A 25,598-nucleotide genomic window follows, 5' to 3' on the forward strand; every position below is an offset into this window, starting at 1 on the left:
GCCGGCCAGTGCGTCAGTCCTCCTCGGCGTCCCTCATTCGTTCCTGCCGCTCCCATTCTTCCTCTTTTGCCGCATCGATGATCTCCATCAGTTCGTCGACGTTGGCAGCGGTCTCATCGTGCTGGAAGCAGCCGGTGAGTTTGCTGTCCGGGTGCAGGTCGCCCGACTCGTAGAGTGCCCAGATCTCCTTGCCATAATCGGTGTTCAGCAGTTCCGGCGCGAATCGGCCAAAATAGCGGCGCATATTGTCGACGTCGCGCTCGAGCATGCGTTCGGCGTTGTTATTGCCGGAGGCGTTGACCGCCTGGGGCAGATCAATAATGACCGGTCCGTTGGCATCGGCCAGAACGTTGAATTCCGAAAGGTCCCCATGGATCAGACCGGCACTCAGCATGCGGACAACCTCGCGGATTACCTGGCCGTGGAAGTCACGGGCCTGTTCCGGGGAAAGAATGACATCATCCAGCCTGGGAGCGGCCTTGCCATCTTCGTCCGCCACCAGTTCCATCAGCAGTACACCGTCCACAAAGCCTAGGGGTTCGGGAACCCGGACACCCGCAGCGGCAAGCCGGTAGAGGGCATCCACTTCGGCATTGAGCCAGGCATCTTCCTGTTCCTTCTGGCCATATTTGGTTTTCTTGCTCATGGCCCTGGCCCGTCGGCTGTTCCGGACCTTTCGGCCTTCCTGGTATTCCACAGCCTGCTTGAAGCTTCGCTTGGAGGCTTCCTTGAAGACCTTGGCGCAACGTGTCTGGTCGCCACAGCGCACCACATAAACCTGCGCTTCCTTGCCGCTCATAAGCTGGTAGAGCACTTCGTCCACCATGCCGTCATCGACAAGTGGTTGTAATCTCTTCGGTACTTTCATAAAACCTTTCAGACGGACAGTGAGTCGGCCAGCCACGTTCATTGATCTGGAACAAGACTGGATGCAGGCAGGGCAGGGACAATGACTGCTACGGAGCATAGCTTACATGAAAATCGTTTTCCTGATCCTGTTGATTCTGGTGGTTGCCGCCACCGTCGCTCTGTGGTTCTGGCGACAGGCTGACCACAATGCGGACCAAGCCGCCATGGCGAGGTTGGCGGCTCTGCAGCCGGCTTCACCGCAGCGTTTTGATCTTTCTCTCCTCGAGGGGCTGCCGGAGCCCGCCCGGCGGTATTTCCGGTACACCATTCAGCCCGGAACTCCGCTTTATACGGTTGCCCGGATATCCATGACCGGAAAATTCGGCATGGGCAATCGGGAATCGCCCGACTACATGGATATGCAGGCCACTCAGATGCTGGCCATGCCCGAAGGCTTTATCTGGAAAATGAGCGCCAGCCGCGGCGCCCTGCGGGTTTCCGGCTCAGACACCGAACAGTGGACGCGGTTCTGGCTGATGGGATTGTTGCCGGTGGCCCGGATGGGCGGCGACCCGGATCACACCCGTTCGGCATTCGGCCGGTATGTGGCGGAGGCGGTGTTCTGGACGCCGGCGGCACTGCTCCCAGGCCAAGGGGTTGCGTGGCAGCTTGTGGATGTAAATACAGCGCGGGTAATTGTCCGCCACGAGGGTATGGAGCAGACGGTGGATGTTGTCGTGGCCGAAGACGGCCAGCCGCTTCAGGTGAGTTTCGACCGCTGGAGCAATGCGAATCCGGAAAAGGTCCATCGTCTGCAGCCTTTTGGCGGCGACCTGTCAGAGTTTCGGGAGTTCGAGGGCTTTATCTTGCCGACCCGCGTGGAAGCCGGGAATTTCTTTGCCGCGGACGATTATTTTCCGTTTTTCATTGCCGAAGTGACCAACGTAGAATTTCCACAGGCCGACTGACGCAAAAAGCCCGGCGCACAAGGCCGGGCTTTCTGGGGGATAGTGGCGGTTACACCAGATTGTAAAGGAACACCACGGCGATACCAGCCGGCGTCAAGTACCGCAGTACGAACATGAACGCCTTGTAGCTGCCGCCCTGCAGACCGATATCGGCAGCCAGTCCCTCACGCTTCATCGCCCAGCCGGCAAACAGCGCAATGGCCAGTCCGCCCAGGGGCATCATCAGGTTGGAGACCAGGAAGTCGAGCAGATCGAACACTGTCTTGTCTTCGAAGAACGGGATAAAACCGAGCGGGTGCACGCTGTCCCAGACGTTGAAAGACAACACGGTACCGATGCCGATAAACCAGATAGCCAGACCACCACCAAGTGCGCTTTTCGCCCGGCTGACGCCTTTGTGTTCCTCCAGCCATTCCACCACCGGTTCCAGCATGGATATGGCCGAGGTGATGGCCGCTACCAGCAGCAACGCAAAGAAAATGGTGCCGAACAGGGCGCCACCGCTCATCTGGCCAAACGCCAGTGGCAGGGTTACGAAGATCAGGCCAGGGCCCGCGCCTGGTTCCAGGCCGTTGGCAAATACCAGCGGAAAGATGGCGAGGCCTGCCAGCAGTGCGACGCTGGTGTCCAGAATCCCGATGGTCATGGCGGTTCTGGCAATGTTGACGTTCTTAGGCAGATAGGAGCCGTACGCCATGAGTACGCCAATGCCGATGCTCAGGGTAAAGGCGGCGTGCCCCAGGGCGGTCAGAACGCCGGCCGTTGTCAGCTTGCTGAAGTCCGGCGAGAACATGAAGCTTACGGCCCGGCCGAAGCTGCCGCTGTTCATGGCATAGATCACCATCGCAATCAGCAGGACGAACAGCAGTGGCATCAGCATGTTCACGGCTTTCTCAAGCCCGGAACGAATGCCCCGACCAACGATAAACACAACGATGGCCATGAACACGGTGTGCCACAGCAACAGTTCCCAGGGATTGGCCAACAGCCCGCCGAACTGGCCACCAATGGCTTCGGCGTCCGCGCCGGTAAACAGGCCGGTTGCGGCTTTGCCGATATAGACCAGCGCCCAGCCGCCAATCACGGCGTAGAAAGACAACACCAGGAATGAGGCGATCACGCCGTTCCAGCCGATGGCTCTCCAGCCCCTCGCAGTGCCTTCGGTTCTGGTCAGGGTGCGCATGGTGGCCACAGGGCTCTGACCACCCCGGCGACCAATCATGGTCTCGGCAATCAGTACTGGCACGCCGATCAGGAAGATGCAGGCCAGGTAGATCAGAACGAAGGCGCCGCCACCGTTCTCGCCAGTAATGTATGGAAACTTCCAGATGTTTCCGAGGCCCACTGCTGAGCCGGCAGCGGCCAGGATAAAGGCCATCCGTGAGGACCAGAGGTTGTTGGCCTGCTGGTGTGGTTGGGTACTCTCACTCATTTTTCTCTCCGGCTAGTTGTTTTTGTCGGATTGATTGGTTGTTGTCGCAAAATATTTACTTACCGAGAATCTCGCGCAGGGCTGAAGCCACTTGTGGCAAAACCTGGTCGTTCAGGCCGGCAACGTTGACGCGGCTGCTCTCCAGCATGTAGATCCCGTATTCCTTCCGTAACTGGCCAACCTGCTCCGGGCTGATACCCAGGAAAGAGAACATGCCTCGCTGACGGGCGATGAAGTCGAAGTCGCCTACCGGTGAGAGCGCACCGGCGAAAGCGTGACGCAGATGCAGGATGCGCTCACACATACCGTTTAGCTCCTGTTGCCACTGGGCTCGCAGGTCGTCATCGCCAAGGATGGTCTCCACAATTGAGGCGCCGTGGGCCGGTGGCATTGAATAGTGGGACCGGATAACGCTGAGCAGTTGACTGGTGGCAGCTGCGTTCACAGTTGCTGTTCCCGAAACCAGCGCGAGGGCGCCTGTGCGCTCCCGGTAAAGGCCGAAGTTTTTGGAACATGACGCTGCGATCAGCATTTCCGGTACCGCACTGGCCAGATGCCTCAGGCCGGCCGCATCCGCATCCAGGCCTTCGCCAAGGCCCTGGTAGGCCATATCCACAAAGGGCAGCAGGCCTTTGCGCTGGATCAGGCTGGTCACTTCCTGCCACTGGGCCAGGCTCAGGTCCGCGCCCGAGGGGTTGTGGCAGCACCCGTGCAGCAACACCACGTCGCCAGCATCCGCCCGTTCCAGGGTTTCCAGCATGGCGCCGAAGTCTACCTGCAGGGTCTCTGGATTGAGGTACGGATATTCGCGAATAGTCAGGCCGGCGCCACCGAGCAACGGCAAGTGGTTGGCCCAGGTGGGCGTGCTGACCCAAACTTTTGTATCGGCTTTGCACAGACGCAGAAACTCGGCCGCCATACGCAGGGCGCCGCAGCCGCCCGGTGTCTGGATGACCGATACGCGACCGTCGCGGACCAGTGGGCTGTTGCTGCCCAGGATCAGCTCCGCCATGGCGCTGTTGAAGCCGGCGGAACCGGCAGGGCCCACGTAGCTCTTGGTGGTTTCGCCCTCAAGCAGGCGACGCTCGGCTTCGTGCACGGCGGCCATGATAGGCGTATTGCCGGCGTCATCCTTATAGACACCGATGCCCAGATCCACCTTGTCCGGTCGATCGTCTTCACGGAAGGTCTGCATCAACTGCAGGATCGGATCCTGGGGCAGGGGCTGGAGTGCTTCAAACATGATTGGCCTCCTCGTTAGCCTGTTGGGTGCGAATCAACGTCGGGCGACCGGTATCCAGCGCCTTGATCAGCTGAGTCTGCTTTTCACGAATGCTTTCTGCCGCTTGCTCCCGCACAGGGCCGTACCCGCGGACATCGGCAGGCAACTCGGCAAGCTGCAGGAAGGTTTCGTAGTTGCTGGCGTTGAGCTCACGACCGATCCGGTCTACCAGGCTCTGATAATCCTTCAGCATGGCCCGATCCAGCTTGCGGTCGGCGGAATAGCGGAACGGATCGATTGCGGTTCCGCGCAGGCCGCGAAGTTTCGCCAGCAGCCGGAAGGCCCGGAACATCCAGGGGCCGAACCGGCGTTTTTTCGGGCGGCCCTGGGCATCGGTCTCGCCGCTGAGCAGGGGCGGGGCCAGATGGAAGTGGACTTTGAAGTCACCCTCGAAGGTTTCATTCACCTCTTTCATGAAGTCGGTTTCGGCAAACAGTCGCGCGACTTCGTATTCGTCCTTGTAGGCCATGAACCGGTACAGCTGCTGGGCTACTGCACGAGTCAGCAGCAGGTTGGTTTCACCGAGGGACTCCTCAGCCTTCCGGACCCCTGCAACTGCGTCCCGGTATTGGTCGGCCCAACGCTGGTTCTGGTAATTGACCAGGTGCTTATGCCGGGTATTGATGAGTTCGTCCAGGGTTGGTTCGGGTTTGACCTCAACCACCTGGGCATTACTGTCATCCAGCAGATCCGTGACTGCGCTCGGATCCACGGCCGCCAGCCGTCCCCAGCCGAAGGCTTCCTTGTTCCGGTCGATGGCGACGCCGTTCAGCTCAATCGCCTTCATCAAAGCCGCCTCGGACAGGGGCAGCAGGCCTTTCTGCCAGGCAAAACCGAGCATCATCACGTTGGAGAATACGGTATCGCCCATCAGCTTTTCGGCGATGCCATTGGCGTCCAGCTGATCAAAGTGATCCTCGCCCACGGCGTTCTTCAGTAGCCCAAGGCGCTTGTCGGCCTTCATATCGGCGTCGCGGAAGAGCACATAGTCGGCAGTAGGCAGTTCCGCTTCGTTGGCAACGATCCGGGTGTGGTTTGGCCGGAGAACGCTCAGGGCCTTCTGGGAAGACGCTACGACCAGATCGCAGGCGATGACCGCATCGGCCTGGCCATTGCTGATCCGTACCTGATGGAGCTTGTCCGGAGACGGTGCCATACGAACGTAGCTCAGCACCGTGCCGCCTTTCTGGGCGAAGCCCATGAAATCCAGTACCGAGGCGCCGCGCGACTCCAGGTGGGCCGCCATGGTGATCAGTTGGCCAACCGTCACCACGCCCGTACCGCCAACGCCGCCCACCAGCAGATCATAGGAGCCGGTCATTTCCGGCAATTTGGGAGCTGGAATATCAGCCAGCTTGCGGGTGAGTACGGAGCCGGTGTCAACGCCGCGGGATTTGCGCAGCTGGCCGCCTTCGATGGTCACGAAGCTTGGGCAGAAACCGTTAACGCAGGAAAAGTCCTTGTTGCAGGATGACTGGTCGATCTTCCGCTTGCGTCCCAGCTCCGTCTTGCGGGGAACCACCGAGAGGCAGTTGGACTGCACCGAGCAGTCGCCACAGCCTTCACACACGTGATGGTTGATAAAGGCCCGCTTGGCCGGATCCGGGAACTGCTTGCGCTTGCGACGGCGGCGTTTCTCGGCGGCACAGGTCTGGTCGTAGATCAGTACGGTACAGCCGGGGATCTCACGCAATTCCCGCTGCACCTGGTCGAGCTCGGACCGATCGTGGAAGGTGACGTCCTTGGGAAACAGGTCATGATGGCCATCGTATTTCTCGGGCTCGTCGCTGAGAACAACAACCCGATTGACCCCTTCTGCGGCCATTTGCTGGGCAATCCTGTCGACGGTGATCTGCCCGTCGACGGGCTGACCGCCGGTCATGGCGACGGCGTCGTTGAACAGAATCTTGTAGGTAATGTTGATGCCGGCAGCTACCGCCTGACGGATAGCCATGGAACCGGAGTGGAAATAGGTGCCTTCACCCAGGTTCTGGAACACGTGGGGGTTGCCGGTGTATCGGCTCTTGCCGATCCAGTTGACACCTTCGCCACCCATCTGGATGAGGGATTCGGTGTTCCGGCCCATCCAGGACGCCATGAAGTGACAGCCAATGCCGGCCAGGGCCTTGCTCCCCTCCGGGACCTTGGTGGAGGTGTTGTGTGGGCAGCCCGAGCAGAAATAGGGCATACGCTTGACGCCGCCCGGATCCTGGGCGGTGGTCATGGCACTGATTTCAGCCATGCGCTCGCTGAAGTCCACCTCGAAGAAGCGACCAAGACGGGCTGCCAGGAAGCCGGCAACCAGTTTGGGGCTCAATTCGCCAACGTACGGGATCAGCGGGCGGCCCAGCTCATCCTGTTTGCCGGTAATCAGAACCTCGCCGGGACGGTCCGGCTCGGACATGTACTCCTTGATCTGGCTCTCAATAATGCCGCGCTTTTCCTCGATGACCAGGACTTCTTCCTTGCCGTGCACGAAGTCCAGGATGCCGCGGCGCTCCAGGGGCCAGACCATGCCCACCTTGTAGATATCCAGACCCATGTCCCGGGCCTTGTCTTCGTCAATACCGAGCAGATCGAGGGCTTCCAGCAGGTCAAGGTGCCCCTTGCCGGTGGTGACAATACCAAAGCGGGCTTCCTTGTTGTCGAACAGGCACCGGTCAATGCGGTTGGCCCGGGCAAAGGCCTGAACGGCCGCGAGCTTGTGTTCGATGCGGGTTTCCAGCTGGGGGCCGGGCAGATCCGGCCAGCGGTAATGAAGGCCGCTTTCCGGCGCGGTGAAATCGTCCGGAGTGACAAAATCCGGTGTTGGCGGAATTTCCACAGAAGCCGCGCTTTCCACGGTTTCCGATATGGCCTTGAAGCCGACCCAGCAGCCACTGTAGCGGGAAAGGGCATAACCCCAGAGACCGAATTCCAGGTATTCCGCGATGTTGGCCGGGTTGATGGTGGGCATGAAGAAGCTCATGAATGCCACATCGGACTGGTGGGGCATGGACGATGACACGCAGCCATGGTCGTCGCCCGCTACCACCAGCACACCGCCATGGGGGGAGGATCCGTAAGTGGTGCCATGTTTCAGGGCGTCGCCGGCTCGGTCCACGCCCGGGCCCTTGCCATACCAGAGGCCGAATACGCCCTCTACCTGACGGTCTTCATCGGTTTCTACTTGCTGGGTACCCAGCATGATCGTCGCGGCAAGATCCTCGTTGATGGCGGGAACAAAATCGATCCGGTTCTCGTCCAGCAGGTCTTTCGCCTGCCAGAGTGCCTGGTCGACCGCACCTAGGGGGGAACCACGGTAGCCACTGACCAGGCCGGCGGTATTCAGGCCTTGCTTGCGATCCAGGGCAGCCTGCATCAACGGAATTCGGACCAGGGCCTGTGTGCCGGTCAGGAACACCCGACCGGATTCCCGCAGGTAGCGGTCTTCGAGTTTGTAATCGTCGAGTTGTGGGGTATCGGCGGACATGGCGCCCTCCTTTTTGTCGATTTTATGACCAAAATTCTAGAGGGAAGTCCTCAAAAGGTGCTTGCTTATTGGAAGGAGGTTTTCAGGATTTGCGAAAGAATGTTTGATAAAAGACAATAAAGTGAAAGAACCTTTGATAAAAATCAGGTGTTACCAAATGAAACAGGTGGAGCTGGACAAGCTGGATCGGAAAATCCTATCGGTGCTGCAGCAGGATGGGCGCATCAGTAACCAGTTACTGGCCGAACAGGTGGGTTTGTCACCGGCTGCTTGCTGGCGCCGGGTGCGGACACTTGAGGAAAGCGGTGTGATTCAGGGATACAGCGCAAGAGTGGATCCGGAACGCATTGGTCAGGGGCTGTGCGTGCTCGTCAATCTGTCACTGCAGCGGCACAACGTCGACAGCACGGCGGAGATTGAGCAGCAGGTGAGCAGTTATCCGGAGGTGCTTCAGTGCTTTGCGGTGACCGGTAATGCCGATTTCGTGCTCAGGGTAATCGTGCCGGACATGGCCAGCTACGACAGGTTCCTGAATGAAAAAATCTTTACCCTGCAGGGCATTGCCCAGGTGAATTCGAACTTTGCGTTGCGGGAGATAAAAAATACCGAGACGATCCCGGTGGAAGGTATTCTGTAGTTTCGGCAAGGAGCAACAACGAAAAAAGGCAGCCGAAGCTGCCTTTTTCTGAACGTGTCGTCTGTTATTTACAGAGCGACAACGTTTTCCGCCTGAGGACCTTTCTGGCCCTGGGTAACGGTGAACTCGACCTGCTGGCCTTCAGCCAGAGTCTTGAAACCGCCGCCCTGAATAGCGCTATAGTGAACAAAAACGTCCGGGCCGCTTTCGCGAGTGATAAAGCCAAAACCTTTTGCTTCGTTGAAAAACTTAACGTTGCCGGTAACTGTAGACATAGTATTCTTCCTGATTTCAATCATTTAATGTGCCGTCACGTCATCTTGTTGATGGCTGATCGGCGGTATGCGGAAACAAAAAACTGGCGTGATCAAAAACAGGACGTGCTACTTATTACAGCTGAGCGGTCTTATTGATGAAATGCTTTGCTAAATCTTTCCAACGAGGCCCACTGTACTCCTGCCACGGGGAAAAGCAAAGCTATTTCTTGTAGGCATAAACCGGGGGAGTGGAATTCGCGGTTCCAAGGCTGTCCAGCCTGCGCGGCCTGGCAATGGCGAAGCCCTGGGCGTAGTCCACCTGGATCTCTTTCAGGGTGTCCATGATTTCCATGTCTTCCACGTATTCGGCGATGGTCTGAAGATCCAGAAAATGACAGAGCTCGTTGATCGACCTCACCATGGCGTAGTTCGTGAGGTTGGTCGCCATGTCCTTTACAAATATGCCGTCAATTTTCACGAAGTCCACTGGCAGTTTCTGGAGGTACGCATAGGAAGACAGGCCGGTGCCGAAATCATCCAGTGCGAACCGGCAGTTCAGCCGCTTCATCTCGCGCATGAAATCCGAGGCAAAATGGAGGTTTGCGACGGCAGAGGTCTCGGTTACTTCAAAGCAGAGCTTGTGGGCCAGCTCCGGATTCGCCCTGAGATTGGATTCCAGGCCGAGCATGAAGCTGTCATCGCTCAACGAAGAGCCTGACAGGTTAACGTTCAGAGTGGCAATCCTGGCGAGCGCCGAGGGATTATCGCGCATCCACGCCAGCACCTCGGAAATGACCCACAAATCAACCCGTGTGCTGCGTTTGAACTGTTCGGCTGCCTCGATATAGCCCTGGGGCGAGATCTCCTTGCCAGAACTGTCTTTCAGGCCGAGCAAGAGTTCATACATCGTGCCTTCGCCGTCTTCCGGTTCAAGGGCAACGATTGGCTGGGCCCGAAGGTAGAGGCTGCCATCACGGATGGTCCGGTCTATTTCGGTGACCCATTGGGGGGTGCCGAGCCGGGACTGGTCCCGGTTCTCCCTGGCCAGTTCAATCCGGTTCCCGCCCAGCTTCTTGGCTGCTTTAAGCGAGAGGCTCGCAAGATTGAGAAGGTCGCCAGGTGACTGTCCCGCCCCGGTTACCGGCCGGATACTGATGCTGACGGTTGCCCGATATTCCGCCTGCCCGTGCCGGAACACATGTTGCTCGAAGTTGCGCCGCAGGGACTCTGCAAAATCCAGGCAGTCTTCTGTACTGATGTTATTGATGAGCACCGCAAACTCATTGCCGCTGATCCGGCCAACGTGGGACTCCGCGAATCGGGATTCGCTCTGCTTACGGAGTGTGTCGGCGACATGCCTCAACAGGGCGTCGCCGGCTTCCGCGCCATAGGAGGCGTTGATGACACTGAACTCGTCTATATCCAGAACCATCAGGGCGGCGGCATGGTCTTCAGCAGATGACGGCAGGATGCTGATCAGCTGAGAAACCTGTTTCTCGAAGTCATGGCGGTGCATACACCCCGTCAGGGCATCGTGGGTTGCCTGAAAATTGAGCTTCCGGTAAACATCTTCAACGATGCTGAACAGGCTTTGGTCGAGGAATGGGATGTCTCCGCTCTCAACCAGCCAGGCTTCGCCTTCAGCGAGTTTCTGCACAAACTCGGGAAACCCGTAACTGACTTCGCTCATGCCTTTGGGCGAAAGAAAAACAAACCTGAGTGAATCCTCGCTGCCCCACACCAGCCGCAACCGGCGGGTCTCGCCGGTATCCAGACGAACCTCAACCCAGTCGCCTACGGAAATCTCCTTTGCCCTTGAGGCCCAACGACTGTCTTCAAGCTCCGGTGGCAGCGGGACCGGCGCTTCATCGGCGTCACCGTACTCATCAACCCATGTGGTTTCTGCTTCCCCGTTGCCCTCGAGAATTCCGGATAACTCGTCAATAACCGGCCTTACGCGTGAGACTTCCCCGGCGGTTTTCAGCTCTCGCTCGATGAACTGCAGCATGACGCTGCTCTCCAGCTCCCGTTCAAATGCCAGCTCTTCGGAGGTGTCGGCAGGCGAAAGCCAGGCCTGGAGCTGTGCAACCACATCAAGCAGTTCCTCACAATGCCGGCTTTCCGGACCTTCTCTCAGCATGGTCAGGACGATCAACTGCTCCCAGCCCGCCTGAAGAATGCGGATCAGAATGTTCGGAACCTGCCTGTTGCTCAAGAGCGAGTTCAGCCTCTGCCTTGCCTCCTTGCGGGTAAGGCGCAGGCGCTCCTTGCCCTCCAGGGTTTTTGCCAGCCGTTCCGAGTTGCGGAGAAACGATTGGTCCTGACGCTCGACAAGCTGTTTCAGGCGTTCGCCCAGGCTTCCCATCAGGTCCGGATCCGATACCTCGATCTCTGTCAGCTCCTCGACGATATCGGCAACCGTTGCTTCCAGCTTCTTGCTTGAGGCTCTCTCGGCAAGACAGATGTGCATCAGGTTATTGATGATATCCCGGGCCGGGTGGTCGCCGGCATTCAGAAAATCCGGTGTTTCAACCAGCGTCTCGAATACGGGTAGTCGAAGCTTTTGCAGTTGGTGGCGAAGCGAGCCCGAGAGTTCATCGTGGGTTTTCAGAGGCTCGAACAGTCGGTCCACCAGGTTGGCCTTCTCAACGGCCGTGTGATCCAGGGAGCTGGCCAGTTCGGAGTCCGAGTTGGCCAGTTCCCGAAGCAGTCCCGCCATATCGGGCTCGTCGCCGTGCAACCGGTCCAGGAGTTCCCGGCGCCGGGAGCGGAGGTTTTCCGAAAGCCTTGGATTGGGCTCCTCCCAGTCTGCAACTTCAGACGAGGGGTTTGAATCCAGTGCCATCAATTGAAACAGGGAGCGACCGACCGAAGGCGACCCGGACGCCTCGTGCCTGGCGTGATTGGTTTCCGGAGTTTCTTCGGATGAGTCTTCTGTGGCTGTCGTTGCTGAACCTGAGTCGTCCGTTGCGTGCTCCCGGTCGCGGAGTGACCAGTTTGCGGGCAGTTCGGTGATATCTATGGCCTCAAGGCCAGCTCGTCGGCAGTCATTGATCAGGGACCGGATGGCCGCGGGCCAGACCCGGACCAGAGCATTTTCCCAGGCGCGGTAGATGGTCAGGCGGTGCTCCCGCGCAATGCCCAGATGATCGACCATATACTGCAGGCAGACGCACAGGGCCCGGGGCGTCAGAGGATTGTTGTCATCGTTGACGTCCTGTCGGAAAATCTGGTTGAGAAACTGGTTGAGCAGGAAGTTGGCCCCGGTATTTGCTTTGTTTACGCGGGTGGCGATGGCCTGCAGGTCCAGCCAGTCCTCGAACTCGTGCTGTTGCAGCAGGTGCAACTCCTTGTTGCCGGCCCGGGACTCGGCGGCGGGCTCAAGGTTTGCCTGATTGGCCTGGAACTGGGCCTGGAAATCCTGGAGCATTCGTTGCTGGCGACTCTGGAAAATGAAGCGCATGTCCTTGAGCCGGGTAATTTCACGCAGCTCTGCAGCTTCTTCCAGGTCGGCTTCAATGCCCTCGAAGGTGCCTTCCATAAATTCCGGAAGCAACTGTTCCAGAAGCCGACGGCAATGCTGGTGGTAGAGCTGTTTCAGTGAAGGATCCGGAGTCGCGGCTTCGAGCCGATTCGTTCCAGTGTGCTGTAACAAACACTCAATGTCGTTGCTGAGTTCCTCAGTGTTCCCCGCTATGTCCAGCGAAATGCCGCTACTGCGGCCAACCTGAACCGTGCCTCTGTAATGGATATGCTGTTTTTCACGGTCATTATCGAGGAAAACATGAAGATCGGTCTGTGCAGCGGCAGACGATGACAGTTGGTCGAGTACCGCGGGCGACGAAAAGTGCTTCAGGGTGAGGCGCAGCCCTTCTTTACCCAGAGCCACGCTGTCAATGACACAGCCACAGGGAATGAGGCCGGGCGCGACGACAACCGCATCCTTGCTGAGTCTGGAGTGTTTTGCGTTGAGCCGGGTCATTGACCGCCTTCCTGAGCAGTGAGAAATGAATCTTTGTTCAATTTATCGTGATTGCAGTTTAATTGGAACTTGAACAAACGCAAAGTGAATGTACAAAAGCGACACATCTGAAGTCATGCACGAGCCTGAATCCACGACTGCATTATAGATGCTCAGTGGCGTTAAATATCAGATCTTTGCCCAGGGTATAGCGTGCGAAATCCCTGGCCAGATACAGGTTGCCCCGATAAATGCCTTTGGCTTCGGATTCGATCTCACCAATGTGCGGATAGGCATCCGGATTGAACTGGTAACGGGAACTGAAGTGGGTAAGGACGAGATTGGGAACGCCTGCGGCCTCGGCGAAGCGGGCTACCTGGGCAGCGGAGCTGTGTTGCGGCCAGGGTCCGACCCGGTCGGAGACTTCCTGGGTGTAGGTCGCTTCGTGGATGACCACCTGAACACCCGTGCACGCTGCCAGAAGCAAGTCGGGCTGGTCGTTGTCGCCGGCTACTATAACCTTGCGAGGTTTTCTGGCAATTCGGGTGTAATCATCACAACGGGCGAGGCGCCCATCTTCCAGTACCACGTCGTCGCCCTGTTGCAGGCGGCCCCAGGCGGGACCGGCCTCAATACCATCCGCTTCGAGCCTGTCCCGGACCAGCTGGCGTTCCAGATTCTTTTCCGTGAACACAAAGGCCCTGCAGGAGACACGATGGGACAGGGGGACTGCAGTTACCGACAGGGAGTCGTCTTCCCAGTGGAAGTTCTCTGCTTCGGAATCGACAAATCTCAATTCATAACTCAGGCTGGAGTCACTATTACCGATGGCGGCCTCTATGAAGGTTTTTACCGGTCTTGGCGCAACCAGGTACAAAGGAGCAGTGCGGCCGAGCATGGAGGCGCTGGTCAGCAGTCCCGGCAGCCCGAACGTATGGTCGCCATGGATGTGGGTGATAAATATTGCCTGCAGCTGCATCACGGAATGATGGGTTCTCAGCAACTGGTGCTGGGTGCCTTCACCGCAGTCAATCAGGTACCAGTGTTTTGGTCCGCCGTGGCTCAGCGCCAGACCGGTTACGTTGCGCGATTTTGTCGGCGTTCCGGCTGACGTGCCGAGGAAGGTGAATTCCATACCAGGCCTTTTCGGGTTAACGTGTCGTGTCTCTGTCCGCCATAATACGAAGGTAGCAGAATTGACGATACATTAGCCGGGGCGACCGCTAATGAGCCGGTTAGCGACATTTATATAAGGAGTGCTGTCTTGTCTGAGTTGTCCAGTTACGAGAGTTTTTCGATTGAGGTTAAAGACCACATCGCCCACGTTCAGTTCAGTCGTCCGGAGGCCCTGAACACCATGAACAAGGCGTTCTGGCTCGAGTTGCCCCGGTGCATGCAGGATATTGAGGCCAACACCGATGCCCGCGTTATCGTCATTTCCTCCACCGGCAAACACTTCTCTGCGGGCATGGATCTGGGTGTATTCAGCGATCCCAAAGCCGTGCCCATGAACGGTGACCCCGGGCGCATGGCGGAAAACCTTCGCAGGGTTGTGCTGCAGTTGCAGGATACTCTCACCTCTCTGGAAAAAATCCGGCTTCCCGTGCTGGCAGCCATCCACGGTGGCTGTATCGGTGGCGCTCTGGATCTGGTGTGTGCCGCCGATAGCCGTTATTGCACGGAAGATGCCTACTTCACCATCAAGGAAACCGAGCTGGGCATGACCGCCGACGTCGGCACGCTCCAGCGCCTGCCCAAACTGATGCCCGAGGGCGTGGTTCGTGAATTGGCCTACACCGGCCGAAAATTCTCCGCCACTGAAGCGCAGAATCTGGGCTTCGTGAACGCCGTTTACGCCGACCAGGAATCCATGCTGGCAGGCGTTATGGCCATTGCCGGCCAGATTGCGGCGAACTCTCCTCTGGCCGTCACTGGCTGCAAGGAAATGCTCAATTACAGTCGCGACCACAGTGTGGAAGACAGCCTCAAGTATATGGCCACCTGGCAGGCCGGCATGTTCCGCCCGACGGACATGATGAAATCGTTCCAGGCCAAAGCCCAGAAGCAGGCGCCAAAATACGATGCGCTGTTTCCAGTGAAGCCCTTGTTCGACCAGTAAATGGCGTTGGGTAAACGACGAAACTCGGGTATGTCCTCCAATGCCGCTCTGTTATTCCAGGGCGCCATTGGCGTTATCGGATTAGTGGCGATACTGCTATTCGGAATTCCGGTGCTGCATGTTGGGCCAGGCCTGTGGCCCAGCATCTTCCTGGGGACGGTTGGAGCCGCTCTTACCTACGCCGCTTTGCTGTTGCTTACGCGGGTGCCCGGCTTGTTCCCGGAGAACCTCGAGCGGCAGATGCAGGGTTTGTATGACTTTGCCTCCAGCTACTCCCCGGCTGTACTCATTCTGCTATCCCTCCTGGCCGGAGTCGGTGAGGAACTGTTGTTCCGGGGCGCAATCCAGGGCTGGCTGATGACAAAGACGGACCCTGTAACGGCCGTGCTTGCGGCATCGGTGTTATTCGGGCTGGTGCACTACGTTTCATTTACCTATTTTCTGGTGGCTACCGGCCTTGGCATGGTCCTGGGGGCGGCCTACCTGTTATCCGAAAGCCTTGCTCTGGTCATGGTCTGGCACGCCCTTTACGACATGATTGCCCTGTTTTTTCTGCTCCGGTTTCCGCGCTGGTTTGGTGTCCGGGTCGTGAATTCCGGCGCAAACAGGCCTCACGAATAGTCGACATCTTCCCGGCCGGCACTCTTGCGGGCCTCAAAGCTGGCCAGCTCGACATTGATGGCATTGGTTGAGATCTGGATTTCGTACAGCGAGTACAGCAGCGAGAAAGACAGCAGTACCAGGCTGGCGCCAAACGCGATCACCCCCGGCAGGTCGGCACCCAGGAAAAGCAGGAACATGGAAACCGTACACAGGAAGAAACTGAGTACGCCGAACGCCTGCATGCGTTTGGTCAGCACAATCCGTTTGCGCAGCATGCCGATCTGTCGGGCAATCAGGGCGTGGTCTTCCTCGGTGTCCATCTGCTTGAGTTGGCGGATCAGCTGCGCCAACACCAGAAACCGGTTGGTGAAGGCCAGCAACAGCAGTGAAATCGCCGGGAAGAGCAGGGCAGGCGTTGTCAGGTCCAATCTGGTGTCCTTATGGTGAAGGTGTGTGGGCTATGGTCTACCAGCTCCCGGAGCGCAGCCGCTGGATCGTTTTAACCGGCCGATTGTAAATGTACACCCAGGCAGACCCGTGGCGAGTGTCCATGGTCTGGCGGATATACAGGCTGCTTTGCGGGCGTTCAGGAAAGAAGTCTTCCAGTTCGTCCAGTGTTTTCAGCATCGTATCGGTAACCGCATAGACTTCCACGCGGACGCCCGGGGAAGGTTCCTCTATGGCACCCGGGTAGGGGCCCAGGTGATACAGGCTCAGTTCGGGCATCCAGTCTGTCCCGACAAAACGGGCGCCTCGCAGAATATGGCTGTTGTTCCGGCCACGTTTCAACGTGCCGTAAACCGCCACAAGGTGCTTCATTCTGATCGTTGCTCCCCCTGTTTACATGTTTGAATTCAACGTGGCCGCAGACCGCAAGGCGTTGGTCAGGCGGTCCATCACGCCGCCGCCATGGCGCCAGAAGTGCCAGTATAGCTGCACTTCCAGGGTTTGTTCAGGCGCGATGCTCACCAGGCGCCCGGCAGATATTTCCGGGCGGGCCTGCATTTCCGGAATCATGCCATACCCCATGCCGGCCAGCGCCAGTTTTACAAAACCTTCCGAGGATGGGCAAAGGTGGTGGGGGAAGGTGCCGTGATAGCCGCACTGGGCCAGGAACCGGTGTTGCAGTTGGTCATTCGGCCCGAAAACAATGGCCGGGGCATTCTTCAGGCTGGTTTCGCTCAGGCCTTTCCCGAAGTATCGGCGCACATAGTCCGGAGTTGCCAGTGGCATGTAGGTCATGGTGCCAATGGGCACGCAGCGGGCACCGGCAACAGGCTGGGGGCTGCTGCACAGGCAGGCAGCCACATCCCCTTCCCGCATCCTGCGAAGGCCAATGTCCTGGTCCTCGACCACAAGATCCAGCAGCAGGGTCTCCTCCGCACAGAAGTTGCCTACCGCGGCCGCCCACCAGGTGGCCAGGCTGTCGGCATTCAGCGCGATGCGCAGTCTTGCTGTGGGTTCCGAGAGTGCCGGGATGGACTTGGTCAGGTCGCGCTCCAGCAATTGCACCTGCTGAACGTGGTTGAGCAGACGCTGTCCGGCCGGTGTGGCCTTGAGTGCCGGGCTTCGCACCAGAACCGGTTGTCCGAGCCGGATTTCAAGGGTGCGAATTCGCTGGGAAATGGCCGACTGGCTCAGCCCGAGCGCCAGGCCGGCACGTTCGAACCCTCCGCACTCAATGACCGTCGCCAGGGCTTCCAGCAATTTGTAGTCAATCATAAGTAAAACTGATGCAGCATTATGAGTATGAATTTCAAGTATAGCTGGGAAGCGGTAACCTTGCGCCATTCATTAAGGAGAGATTCACGTGCTTGAGAGTTACCTGACCGGTCTGATTGTGTGTGGCGGCATTATCGTGGCGATCGGAGCGCAGAACGCCTACCTGTTGAGCCAGGCAATACGCCGGGAACATCATTGGTGGTCAGCCGGGCTGTGCATAGTGGCCGATATCACCCTGTTTACCCTGGGCATGTTCGGCATCAGTGCTGCCCTGATGGCCATGCCAGAGGCCCTGGAGATTCTCCGGTGGCTGGGTGTGGCCTTCCTTGGCTGGCTTGCGATTCAGTCCTTCGTTCGCGCCAGCCGCGGCAGAGCGGCTCTTGAAGCGGGTGAGGTAACCAAACGAAGCCTTAAAGCCGTGGTGTTCACGACCCTGGCAGTCACTCTGCTCAACCCTCAGGTTTATCTGGATACGCTGCTGTTGATTCCTGCCATCGGAGCCCAGCAAGAGGACGCGACCACCTTTGTGGCCGGTGCGAGCAGTGCCTCGATTCTCTGGTTCGGCCTGCTTGCCTGGGGCGGCTCGGCGCTGGCGCCCATTCTCTCCCGGCCGCTGGCCTGGCGGATTATCGATGGTGTCATTGGAATCATGATGGCCGCCATCGCCCTGCATCTCACGTTCAGTGGTCTTTAATATTCAAACGATCGTATGAATTTCTTGCATCGGCGCGCGTCGGGTTGGAAGATAGCGTGCTACTGAATTTGCAGTCATTTATACCATCGAGGATGTTTGATGAACGCCACTCTACGTCGCTGGCTTGCCAGTGCCGGGGCCATGCGCCGTGTTCTTTCCACGTTTGCTCCCTACATCGGTGCTGGAATCCGGGTGACCCACATTGCCGAGGATTTCAGCTCGGCCCGGGTGGAGATGGGCCAGCACTGGTACAACACCAATTACGTGGGCACGCACTTTGGCGGCTGGCTCTACAGCATGGTTGATCCCATATATATGCTGCTGCTGATGCGACGGCTGGGCAATGACTACATCGTGTGGGATAAATCGGCGAGTATTGATTTTATCCGTCCCGGCAAGGGCAAAGTGATGGCACGCTTTGAATTGACCGATGAGCGTGTTGAAGAGATCCGCGCCGCAACGGCAAACGGAGACAAAATGCTGCCAGAGTGGGACGTGGATATTGTTGATGAATCCGGTGAGCTCGTCGCGCGCGTCCTCAAAGCACTCTATGTGCGCCGGAAAAAGCGTTGAAGCGGGCTATTCAGCTTGGCTCAGTCAAAGCGTCTCGCTTCGGTCAGGCGGCCTTTCCAGTAGTAGCCGCTGATCGAGGACTGGATAACGCCGGCCGATGTTGATGCGTGGATAAAGCGGTCCCCGCCCATATAGATACCGGCGTGTTGTTCCTTTCCGCCAATCCGGAAGAACACCACATCGCCCGGTCGAATCTCGCCGGGATGAACCACGTCACCACTGGCAAGCATTTGGGTCGTTGTCCTGGGCAATTGTTTGCCCAGACCTTCCTGGTAGGCGGTAAGAATGAATCCTGAACAATCGAAGCCGTTGCCGGAGGTACCACCGTATTCATAGGGGGTGCCCCGGTAACGCTCGAACACCTGCCAGAGTTTTTGGGCCTTTTCCGAACTGGATGCGTCGACAGGAACGGCCTGTAGTCCAGGCGTAGAACCCGACTGCAGCTTTCCGCTACTGGCGCAACCGCCGAGCGCAAGCGCCACGAATGCCAGAAATAAGATGTTTTTTAAGGAATAACGCATCTCAGACCCTGTGCAAGTTTTCACTGTCTTCACTTTAATTGTCGCGCCCGGGAATGTCAGGTTACGGAGCGTGAGATTTTGTTGATGCGGCTCAGCAAAGTCGCCGGGCATCACCGGCTATCTTTTCCTTTCACGCAGGAATAGTCTGTCACGAGACCATTCGGGAGAGCTGCAATGAGCGAAGGAACACGCAACACCCCCATACCGCGAGACACCCTGGCGGCCATCCTCGAGAGCGCAACATTGGCGCCATCAAGCCACAACACCCAGCCCTGGCGATTTGAACTCGGCGAAACCGGGATTTCCCTGTTTGCGGACCGGTTACGGGCATTGCCGGTCAACGACCCCGACGACCGGGAACTGACCATCAGCTGCGGGTGTGCCCTGTTTAATCTTCGGATTGCCGCCGCTCATGCAGGATTCAATACCGAATGCCAGCTTTTGCCGGACCCGGGCGACGAGGATCTGCTGGCGACCGTCTCGTTCACACCGGTATCCGGGGAGGAGGGCCGTCAAACGGAACTGTTCCGGGCGATTGCCAGGCGACGCACCTATCGCAAGCGGTTTGAGTCAAAGCAGGTGCCTTCCGAGGTGCTGGGCATCCTTGAAGAGTCGGCGGAGACCGAAGGAGCATGGTTCCAGGTTCTGGAATCGGAGCATGCGCGTCATCAGGTGGCCGAGCTGGTGGCGGAGGGCGACGCTGCCCAATGGTCCAACCCGAGTTGGCGACGGGAGTTGGCTGCCTGGATGCATCCCCGCCGCAAGGGAGACGGTTTGACGGTTCCCGGCATGGTTGCGCCCGTGGCCCAATTGGTGGTGCGCACATTTGATATGGGCAACGGCGTTGGCGCCAAGGACCGTCAACTGGCGGATGAATCACCCGTGATTGCTGCGTTGGGAACGGCCGGGGATGGCGTAGAAGACTGGCTGAAGGCCGGGCAGGCGCTGGAGCGGGTTTTGCTCCGGTCCCTGGGGCAGGGGCTGCAGGCTTCCTATCTGAACCAGCCCATTCAGGTCGCCGTGCTTCGCCCGAAACTTCAGCACCTCCTTGGGCGTTCGGGTTTCCCGCAGATTCTGCTCAGGTTGGGTTACCCGGCGACAGATTTGCCGGCGGCTCCGAGGCGGAATCTTCAGGAGGTTGTGGAAACCGCAGACACCCGGGATATCAAGGCAAAACAGGCGGGTCAGGGACGCCAGCGCTGACTGACCTCCTCTTATCAGTGCCTGGCCTTGGTTACCACCTCCGGTGTTGCCGGCTCACCGGATTTGCTGGCAAGAATGCGGTCTGCATCCAGCGAGGCAATCGGAACCCGGGTATCCCGGGGAACGTCGCCGCTCAGCTGGAGCTCCAGATAGCGGAGCGCACACACCCGAAGGAAGGACGTGAAGTTACCGAGGTCGTGGCCGGCATCAATGGATTCGTGGTAAAGCCGTGTGATCATCTGGGGCAGGTTCATGCCATCCCGTTCGGCCAGCTCGGCCAGTGCCTGCCAGAAGGCGTTTTCCATTCGCACACTGGTCACCATGCCATCGATTCGCAGGGAGTGGGTCCGGCTGACCCAAAGCTCCGGATCGGCGTTGATAAAGAGCTTGCACATGCGGGCCTCCCTGAGAGCGTGGCGGGGCCGGTGGGCCGGCCCCGTTTGCATTACTGATCCAGCAGCTTGAAAAACTGCGCCAGCCAGGCCGGATGAGCGGGCCATGCAGGCGCTGTTACCAGATTAGCATCGGTAACCGCCTGATCAACCTCGATACCGGCGAACGTGCCGCCGGCCAGTTCCACCTCCGGCTGGCAGGCAGGATAGGCCGAGCATTTGCGCCCCTCCAGAACCCCGGCTGCGGCCAACAACTGGGCACCATGGCAAATCGCTGCCACTGGCTTGTCAGTCTCGAAAAAATGGCGAACCAGATTCTGTACATCCTTGTTAAGCCGCAGGTACTCAGGAGCGCGACCGCCGGGCACCACCAATGCGTCGTAGTTCGCGGGGTCCAGCCCGTCAAAATCCGCGTTCAGGGCGAACCGGTGCCCCGGTTTTTCGGTGTAGGTCTGGTCACCCTCGAAATCATGGATGGCGGTGGCAACCGTGTCGCCGGCTTTCTTGTCGGGGCAGACAGCGTGAACCGTGTGCCCGACGGCCTGCAGTGCCTGGAACGGCACCATGGTTTCGTAATCTTCGGTGAAGTCACCGGTAATCATCAGAATCTTCTTCCCGCTCATGGCTGTCTCCTTGTGATTGTCGTGCCAAGTCTGGAAACAGTATCAGCGTCGGTGAAGAAGCGGGTATTAGAGGATTACTACAGGCCTCAGGCTTCCCGGATCAGGTCCGGCGAGTTATGCCTCGGATTATTCACCTCCGGCGAAACGGGAATGGCTTTCAGCTGTCCAGGATCCAGGCGATGGGTCACTGCTCGCAATTGTGTCCGGTCGGTGATTTCCGGATTCAGCCAGTCCCTCAGGTAGGCCGGATCAAGCACCACGGGCTGACGTTCATGGATATGCTTCAGGTGTTCGCTGGCCGGTTCGGTGATGATGGCGCAGGCGGTGGTCTCGTCGCCTTCTCTCGGGGTCCAGAGGCCGGCGAAGAAAATCGCCGGATACTTCCCGGAATTCGCTGGCGTTATGTAGTGAGGTTCTTTCCCATGTTCCGTTTGTTGCCATTCGTACCAGCCATTGGCCGGTATCAGGCAACGGTGATGGGTAAAGGCGTCCCGGAAGTATTTTGATGTGGCTGCTGTTTCTGCACGGGCATTGATCGGAGCCGGCGCTTTCTGATCCGCCCAGGCCGGCCGGAAGCCCCAGTGGGAGTGAGCCATGATCAGGCTGCCGTTCATGCTCATCCGGATCATGGGAATACCTGTGCCGGGAGGGATGTTGTAGCCGGGGTCAAAATGCCCGTCCACCTCCATGCCCTCGGGAAAAAACTCGAGGATCAGGGTGTCCGGTGGGGTATAGAAGGTGAATCGTCCGCACATGATAACTGGTTGTTCCTCGCACAAATCCCGGTGCTGAAAGCCCACGGTTCTGGATTCTGTTAACCTTAGCAGATGCTGAAACTATCCAACGCTGTTGAACTTGCTGACTGGGAAATCGAAATCACCCAGATCCGGGCCCAGGGTGCCGGCGGCCAGAACGTGAATAAAGTCGCCTCCGCGGTGCACCTGCGCTTCGATATTCCCCACTCCTCTCTGCCACCGTTCTACAAGGAGCGGCTGATGTCGCTCAATGATCAGCGAATCAGCAAAGAAGGTGTGCTGATCATCAAGGCGCAATCTTTCCGAACCCTGGAGTTGAACAAGGAAGATGCGCTGGAGCGGCTGAAAGAGCTGATCCAGGAGGCCGTCAAACCCCGCAAGGCCCGACGTCCCACCAAACCGACCCGATCCTCACAGCGCAAGCGTGTGGACAAGAAAACCAAAAAAGGTAAAACCAAGGCCCTGCGGGGCAAGGTCCAGGTTTAGGCCGAAGCCTGTTCGCTACCCCGGGACTCCAGTTGCTCCAGGAAAGCCCTGATGTCATCGAAAGCCTCCTCCGCTTCCGGAAGTAAGGGCACAAAGATCTGCCATACGTGCACCATTCCCGGCCAGGTATGAAGGGTAACCGGAGAACCTGCTGCTTCTGCCCGCGCGGCGTAACGCCGGGCGTTGTCCAGCAGCATCTCGGTGTCGCTGGCCTGTATCAGCGTTGGGGGCAGGTCCTTCAGATTCCCGCGTAATGGTGAGGCGACAGGGCTGGTCGGGGAGACCCGGAATGCCGCCAGTGTGGCCCACCAGATGACCGGCAGTGGGATTTTCGACAGGCCACCAAACACAGGCCCGAGCAGTGGATCGGTACCGATGTTGTTGCGGTTGCTCGGCGCGGTCAGGGTCAGATCGGTGGATGGTGAGAAAGCGATGGCGGCGTCCGCCTGGCGCAGGCCATTGTCCCGAATCCAGGCAATCAATCCCAGAGTGTGACTGCCCCCGGCAGAATCCCCGGCGACCACCATGAAATCTACCGGCTCGGCACCGTCGGGCCCGTGTTTCAGCAGCCATTTATAAGCCTCGCGACAATCCCGGACACCGTCCATAAACCGGTTCTCCGGCATTAAACGGTAGTCCAGTGCGAACACTGCGGCTCTGGTTATCTGCGATAAACGGTCGGTAATGGCCCGATGGCTTCTGGGGCTGCCAGCGGCCCAGGCGCCACCATGAATGTACAGGATGCGGCGGCGGGTATCACATCCCGGGGCGAGAACCCATTCGCCACGGGGTGACTCGCAATGGCGCAGCTCCGAGGCCAGTTCAATGCCTTCACTCAGCCCGTCCATGTGTTTTCGGAGCGCCATCAGCCGCGCCTTACCGCGCAGGCCTTTTGAAGATTGCCCAAGCTCGCGGATGCGTCCCAGCACCTCCCGGTTGGCTTCGCTTGGTGTTGCGTCTTTGATCGGGTAATCATCCCGGTCCAGATGAGACAGATCCTCAAGCCGGAACAGAAGCAGGGTTGCGGCAACGATGAACACGATGATGGCGAGAATAATCCAGAGCATGGTCGATCCGTATGTTATTGGCCCCACCGGGCAGGTCGAACTATCCTTCAAATGATACTCGCAGATTTGTCCCGGTTCTGCCCGGAACGGTCACAGAAGGAGTCGCGTGTTGCAAATAGCCTATCGGGCCAGAGACATAACCGAAGCCCACATTGTGGCTGGTCTGTTGGAAGCCAACGGTATTGAGGCCCATGTCGGAGGTCATTACCTTCAGGGTGCCATGGGTGATATTGGTGCCGCGGGCTTCAGCAACGTGCATGTCGATGATGAGGATCTCTACCGGGCGCGGCAACTGGTGTTCGAGTATGAGCAGACGTCCGGCAGCAGTCTCAGCCGGGCTGCCAGCGACCAAGAGGACCGCCCCGACCACTACGCCCGCTGGTTTCTGTTGGCCCTGGCCATCGTCGCTCTCATCCTGCTGCAGATCTACTGACTGATCGGTCTGGGGTCACCGGGCGTAGCCCTACCCACACTTCCCAAGCAACAGGAGAAAAAGCTTATGGCAGATCAACCTGTAATGCTGATTACCGGCGCGTCGTCAGGCATCGGCGCGGAAACAGCGCGAGCGGCCGCGAAACAGGGCTATCGGCTGGTTCTGGCCGCGCGATCTGAAGACAAACTGAAAGGCCTACAGCAGGAGCTGGGTGGCGAGGAAACGGTGTTGACGGTCCAGTGCGACGTCCAGAGCGGTGATGACCAGAAAAACATGGTCGACCAGGCCCTGAAAACCTTTGGCCGCATTGATGCGGTGTTTGCCAACGCCGGCCGCGGTGGTGAGCCGGGCGGATTCAGCGGCGCTGACCCGGACGTGTGGAAGGATATGATCCTCACCAATATCTACGGTGTGGGCCTGACCCTCCAGCATTGCATGCCGGCGCTCAAAGAGAGCAAGGGCCACTTGCTGTTAACCGGCTCTGCGGCAGGCCGTGCCACCATTCCCGGTTCCATGTACAGTGCGACCAAGTGGGCGGTAACCGCCATTGGCTATGGTGTTCGTGAGGAGCTCCGTGGCTCCGGTATCCGCGTTACCCTGATCGAACCGGGCATGGTGGACACGCCCTTCTTTGATGAACGTCCTGGTCATGCGTTGAAGCCGGAGGACATTGCCAATGCGGTCATGTATGCCGTGGCTCAGCCGGCACATGTCGATGTAAATGAAATTCTTGTCCGGCCCACGCCCAAGGTTGAGTAACCGGTAGGGGCGGTCGTAACGGAGGTTGTTTTGAGTCAAACCGATCGCGTCGCATTGGTGACCGGCGGCGCCAAAGGCATTGGCCGGGGCATTGTGCTTCACCTGGCCGCTGCTGGCTGGAAGGTGGCGTTCTGTGACACCGACAGTGCTGTCGGTGAGCGGTTGGCCGCCGGTGCAGATCATGCACTGCACTTTCTGCCCGGCGATGTGGCTTCGGAAACCGATGTGGAGCGCATCGTTACCGAAGCCCTTCGCTGGAGTGGCCGTCTGGACGCCGTTATCAATAATGCCGGAATCGCCAACCCCGAGACGGGGCCGATTGAGGAACTGAGCCTGGATCAGTGGCAGCGCCGGCTGGACGTGAACCTGACCGGGCCGTTCCTGGTCACCAAGCATGCGGTGCCGCACCTTCGAAAAACGAAAGGCGCTATCGTTAACATGGCCTCCACAAGGGCGCTTCAGTCCGAGCCGGACACCGAGGCGTACGCCGCTACCAAAGGCGGTATTGTGGCACTTACTCATGCGCTGGCGGTGAGCCTGGGGCCGGATATCCGCGTGAACTGCATCAGTCCCGGCTGGGTCGATACCCGGGCCTGGCAGGGCGGCGCAGAGCCGGTTGAACCGCTTTCCGAAAACGACCACCTGCAGCACCCGGCGGGCAGGGTAGGGCAACCTGGGGATATTGCCTCCTTGGCGGCCTACCTCATTTCGCCTGAGGCCTCGTTTATCACTGGCCAGAATTTTGTGGCCGATGGCGGCATGGTGCGCAAGATGATCTACGAGGAATAGA

26 protein-coding genes are annotated in these 25,598 nt (G+C 58.6%); 11 read left to right on the top strand and 15 right to left on the bottom strand.

Annotated features, from left to right (window positions below):
- Positions 1–13: 13 nt before the first annotated feature.
- Positions 14–868, bottom strand: coding sequence for a PA4780 family RIO1-like protein kinase (locus tag AC5JQH_RS15920; protein WP_491713176.1), 855 nt, complete (start codon positions 866–868; stop codon positions 14–16).
- Between the two features lie 106 nt (positions 869–974).
- Here AC5JQH_RS15920 and AC5JQH_RS15925 point away from each other — a divergent pair, with 106 nt between their 5' ends.
- Positions 975–1,817 carry a DUF6544 family protein gene (locus AC5JQH_RS15925; protein WP_008176030.1) on the top strand — a complete coding sequence of 281 codons (843 nt, stop codon included), beginning with the start codon at positions 975–977 and terminating at the stop codon, positions 1,815–1,817.
- Positions 1,818–1,866: 49 nt separating this feature from the next.
- Here the strand turns inward: AC5JQH_RS15925 and AC5JQH_RS15930 are convergent, their stop codons facing one another.
- Genes AC5JQH_RS15930 through AC5JQH_RS15940 form a run of 3 tightly spaced genes read right to left on the bottom strand, consistent with a single transcriptional unit; the run spans position 1,867 to position 8,003 of the window.
- On the bottom strand, positions 1,867–3,249 hold the full coding sequence (locus AC5JQH_RS15930; protein WP_491713175.1) for a sodium-dependent transporter: 1,383 nt from the start codon (positions 3,247–3,249) through the stop codon (positions 1,867–1,869).
- A gap of 55 nt (positions 3,250–3,304) precedes the next feature.
- Positions 3,305–4,492, bottom strand: coding sequence for an amino acid aminotransferase (locus AC5JQH_RS15935; protein ID WP_493805747.1), 1,188 nt, complete (start codon positions 4,490–4,492; stop codon positions 3,305–3,307).
- Positions 4,485–8,003 (bottom strand): indolepyruvate ferredoxin oxidoreductase family protein, encoded by a 3,519-nt coding sequence (locus AC5JQH_RS15940; RefSeq protein ID WP_493805748.1) that lies wholly within the window; start codon positions 8,001–8,003, stop codon positions 4,485–4,487. Before AC5JQH_RS15940 ends, AC5JQH_RS15935 begins: the two co-directional genes overlap by 8 nt.
- Before the next feature lie 157 nt (positions 8,004–8,160).
- On the opposite strand from AC5JQH_RS15940, the gene AC5JQH_RS15945 reads away from it, so the two are divergent.
- Positions 8,161–8,640, top strand: a complete 480-nt coding sequence (locus AC5JQH_RS15945; protein ID WP_008176020.1) for an Lrp/AsnC family transcriptional regulator — start codon at positions 8,161–8,163, stop codon at positions 8,638–8,640.
- Between the two features lie 68 nt (positions 8,641–8,708).
- On the opposite strand, the gene AC5JQH_RS15950 is transcribed toward AC5JQH_RS15945, so the two are convergent.
- From AC5JQH_RS15950 to AC5JQH_RS15960, 3 genes are all read right to left on the bottom strand, one after another.
- Positions 8,709–8,915, bottom strand: coding sequence for a cold-shock protein (locus AC5JQH_RS15950; RefSeq protein WP_008176018.1), 207 nt, complete (start codon positions 8,913–8,915; stop codon positions 8,709–8,711).
- A 202-nt stretch (positions 8,916–9,117) separates the two neighbouring features.
- Complete coding sequence (locus AC5JQH_RS15955; protein ID WP_493805749.1) at positions 9,118–12,879, bottom strand: DUF1631 family protein; 3,762 nt, start codon at positions 12,877–12,879, stop codon at positions 9,118–9,120.
- A 142-nt stretch (positions 12,880–13,021) separates the two neighbouring features.
- Complete coding sequence (locus tag AC5JQH_RS15960; protein ID WP_008176014.1) at positions 13,022–13,993, bottom strand: ribonuclease Z; 972 nt, start codon at positions 13,991–13,993, stop codon at positions 13,022–13,024.
- A 138-nt stretch (positions 13,994–14,131) separates the two neighbouring features.
- On the opposite strand from AC5JQH_RS15960, the gene AC5JQH_RS15965 reads away from it, so the two are divergent.
- Positions 14,132–14,977, top strand: coding sequence for a crotonase/enoyl-CoA hydratase family protein (locus AC5JQH_RS15965; RefSeq protein ID WP_227507898.1), 846 nt, complete (start codon positions 14,132–14,134; stop codon positions 14,975–14,977).
- 30 nt (positions 14,978–15,007) lie between these two features.
- On the top strand, positions 15,008–15,598 hold the full coding sequence (locus AC5JQH_RS15970; RefSeq protein ID WP_273158024.1) for a CPBP family intramembrane metalloprotease: 591 nt from the start codon (positions 15,008–15,010) through the stop codon (positions 15,596–15,598).
- On the opposite strand, the gene AC5JQH_RS15975 is transcribed toward AC5JQH_RS15970, so the two are convergent.
- Genes AC5JQH_RS15975 through AC5JQH_RS15985 form a run of 3 tightly spaced genes read right to left on the bottom strand, consistent with a single transcriptional unit; the run spans position 15,589 to position 17,302 of the window.
- Entirely contained in the window at positions 15,589–16,008 is a 420-nt protein-coding gene (locus AC5JQH_RS15975; RefSeq protein ID WP_008176008.1) for a DUF2721 domain-containing protein, read from the bottom strand. The two genes, AC5JQH_RS15970 and AC5JQH_RS15975, sit on opposite strands and share 10 nt — an antisense overlap.
- A gap of 37 nt (positions 16,009–16,045) precedes the next feature.
- Entirely contained in the window at positions 16,046–16,399 is a 354-nt protein-coding gene (locus AC5JQH_RS15980) for a gamma-glutamylcyclotransferase family protein (RefSeq protein WP_008176007.1), read from the bottom strand.
- A 21-nt stretch (positions 16,400–16,420) separates the two neighbouring features.
- Complete coding sequence (locus tag AC5JQH_RS15985; RefSeq protein WP_491713171.1) at positions 16,421–17,302, bottom strand: LysR family transcriptional regulator ArgP; 882 nt, start codon at positions 17,300–17,302, stop codon at positions 16,421–16,423.
- A gap of 88 nt (positions 17,303–17,390) precedes the next feature.
- Between AC5JQH_RS15985 and AC5JQH_RS15990 the strand changes: the two genes are divergently transcribed.
- Positions 17,391–17,996, top strand: a complete 606-nt coding sequence (locus tag AC5JQH_RS15990; RefSeq protein WP_014576356.1) for a LysE/ArgO family amino acid transporter — start codon at positions 17,391–17,393, stop codon at positions 17,994–17,996.
- 99 nt (positions 17,997–18,095) lie between these two features.
- Positions 18,096–18,569: a DUF4442 domain-containing protein gene (locus AC5JQH_RS15995; RefSeq protein WP_485526001.1), complete on the top strand. Its 474-nt coding sequence runs from the start codon at positions 18,096–18,098 to the stop codon at positions 18,567–18,569.
- Between the two features lie 20 nt (positions 18,570–18,589).
- Here the strand turns inward: AC5JQH_RS15995 and AC5JQH_RS16000 are convergent, their stop codons facing one another.
- Positions 18,590–19,090 carry a C40 family peptidase gene (locus tag AC5JQH_RS16000; RefSeq protein WP_483139817.1) on the bottom strand — a complete coding sequence of 167 codons (501 nt, stop codon included), beginning with the start codon at positions 19,088–19,090 and terminating at the stop codon, positions 18,590–18,592.
- A gap of 174 nt (positions 19,091–19,264) precedes the next feature.
- Here AC5JQH_RS16000 and AC5JQH_RS16005 point away from each other — a divergent pair, with 174 nt between their 5' ends.
- On the top strand, positions 19,265–20,293 hold the full coding sequence (locus AC5JQH_RS16005) for an Acg family FMN-binding oxidoreductase (protein WP_008176002.1): 1,029 nt from the start codon (positions 19,265–19,267) through the stop codon (positions 20,291–20,293).
- A gap of 14 nt (positions 20,294–20,307) precedes the next feature.
- Here the strand turns inward: AC5JQH_RS16005 and AC5JQH_RS16010 are convergent, their stop codons facing one another.
- From AC5JQH_RS16010 to AC5JQH_RS16020, 3 genes are all read right to left on the bottom strand, one after another.
- Positions 20,308–20,688, bottom strand: a complete 381-nt coding sequence (locus AC5JQH_RS16010) for a ribbon-helix-helix domain-containing protein (protein ID WP_104270356.1) — start codon at positions 20,686–20,688, stop codon at positions 20,308–20,310.
- Between the two features lie 50 nt (positions 20,689–20,738).
- A complete protein-coding gene (locus tag AC5JQH_RS16015; RefSeq protein ID WP_008176000.1) occupies positions 20,739–21,308 on the bottom strand; it encodes a DJ-1/PfpI family protein in 570 nt (189 codons plus the stop codon).
- Between the two features lie 86 nt (positions 21,309–21,394).
- On the bottom strand, positions 21,395–22,063 hold the full coding sequence (locus AC5JQH_RS16020; protein WP_491713169.1) for an SOS response-associated peptidase: 669 nt from the start codon (positions 22,061–22,063) through the stop codon (positions 21,395–21,397).
- A gap of 72 nt (positions 22,064–22,135) precedes the next feature.
- Here AC5JQH_RS16020 and arfB point away from each other — a divergent pair, with 72 nt between their 5' ends.
- Positions 22,136–22,549, top strand: a complete 414-nt coding sequence (gene arfB / locus AC5JQH_RS16025) for an alternative ribosome rescue aminoacyl-tRNA hydrolase ArfB (RefSeq protein ID WP_008175998.1) — start codon at positions 22,136–22,138, stop codon at positions 22,547–22,549.
- Here arfB and AC5JQH_RS16030 read toward each other — a convergent pair.
- The gene (locus tag AC5JQH_RS16030; protein ID WP_008175997.1) at positions 22,546–23,616 is read right to left on the bottom strand and encodes an alpha/beta hydrolase; all 1,071 of its coding nucleotides are present in this window, start codon (positions 23,614–23,616) and stop codon (positions 22,546–22,548) included. The two genes, arfB and AC5JQH_RS16030, sit on opposite strands and share 4 nt — an antisense overlap.
- 106 nt (positions 23,617–23,722) lie before the next feature.
- On the opposite strand from AC5JQH_RS16030, the gene AC5JQH_RS16035 reads away from it, so the two are divergent.
- The 3 genes from AC5JQH_RS16035 (at position 23,723) to AC5JQH_RS16045 (ending at position 25,597) form a co-directional block, all read left to right on the top strand.
- Positions 23,723–24,049, top strand: a complete 327-nt coding sequence (locus AC5JQH_RS16035) for a putative signal transducing protein (protein WP_264622635.1) — start codon at positions 23,723–23,725, stop codon at positions 24,047–24,049.
- Between the two features lie 66 nt (positions 24,050–24,115).
- On the top strand, positions 24,116–24,808 hold the full coding sequence (locus AC5JQH_RS16040) for an SDR family oxidoreductase (protein ID WP_008175995.1): 693 nt from the start codon (positions 24,116–24,118) through the stop codon (positions 24,806–24,808).
- Positions 24,809–24,838: 30 nt separating this feature from the next.
- Positions 24,839–25,597, top strand: coding sequence for an SDR family oxidoreductase (locus AC5JQH_RS16045; RefSeq protein WP_008175994.1), 759 nt, complete (start codon positions 24,839–24,841; stop codon positions 25,595–25,597).
- Position 25,598: the final 1 nt, after the last annotated feature.

Source organism: Marinobacter sp. H13 (genome assembly GCF_059072335.1).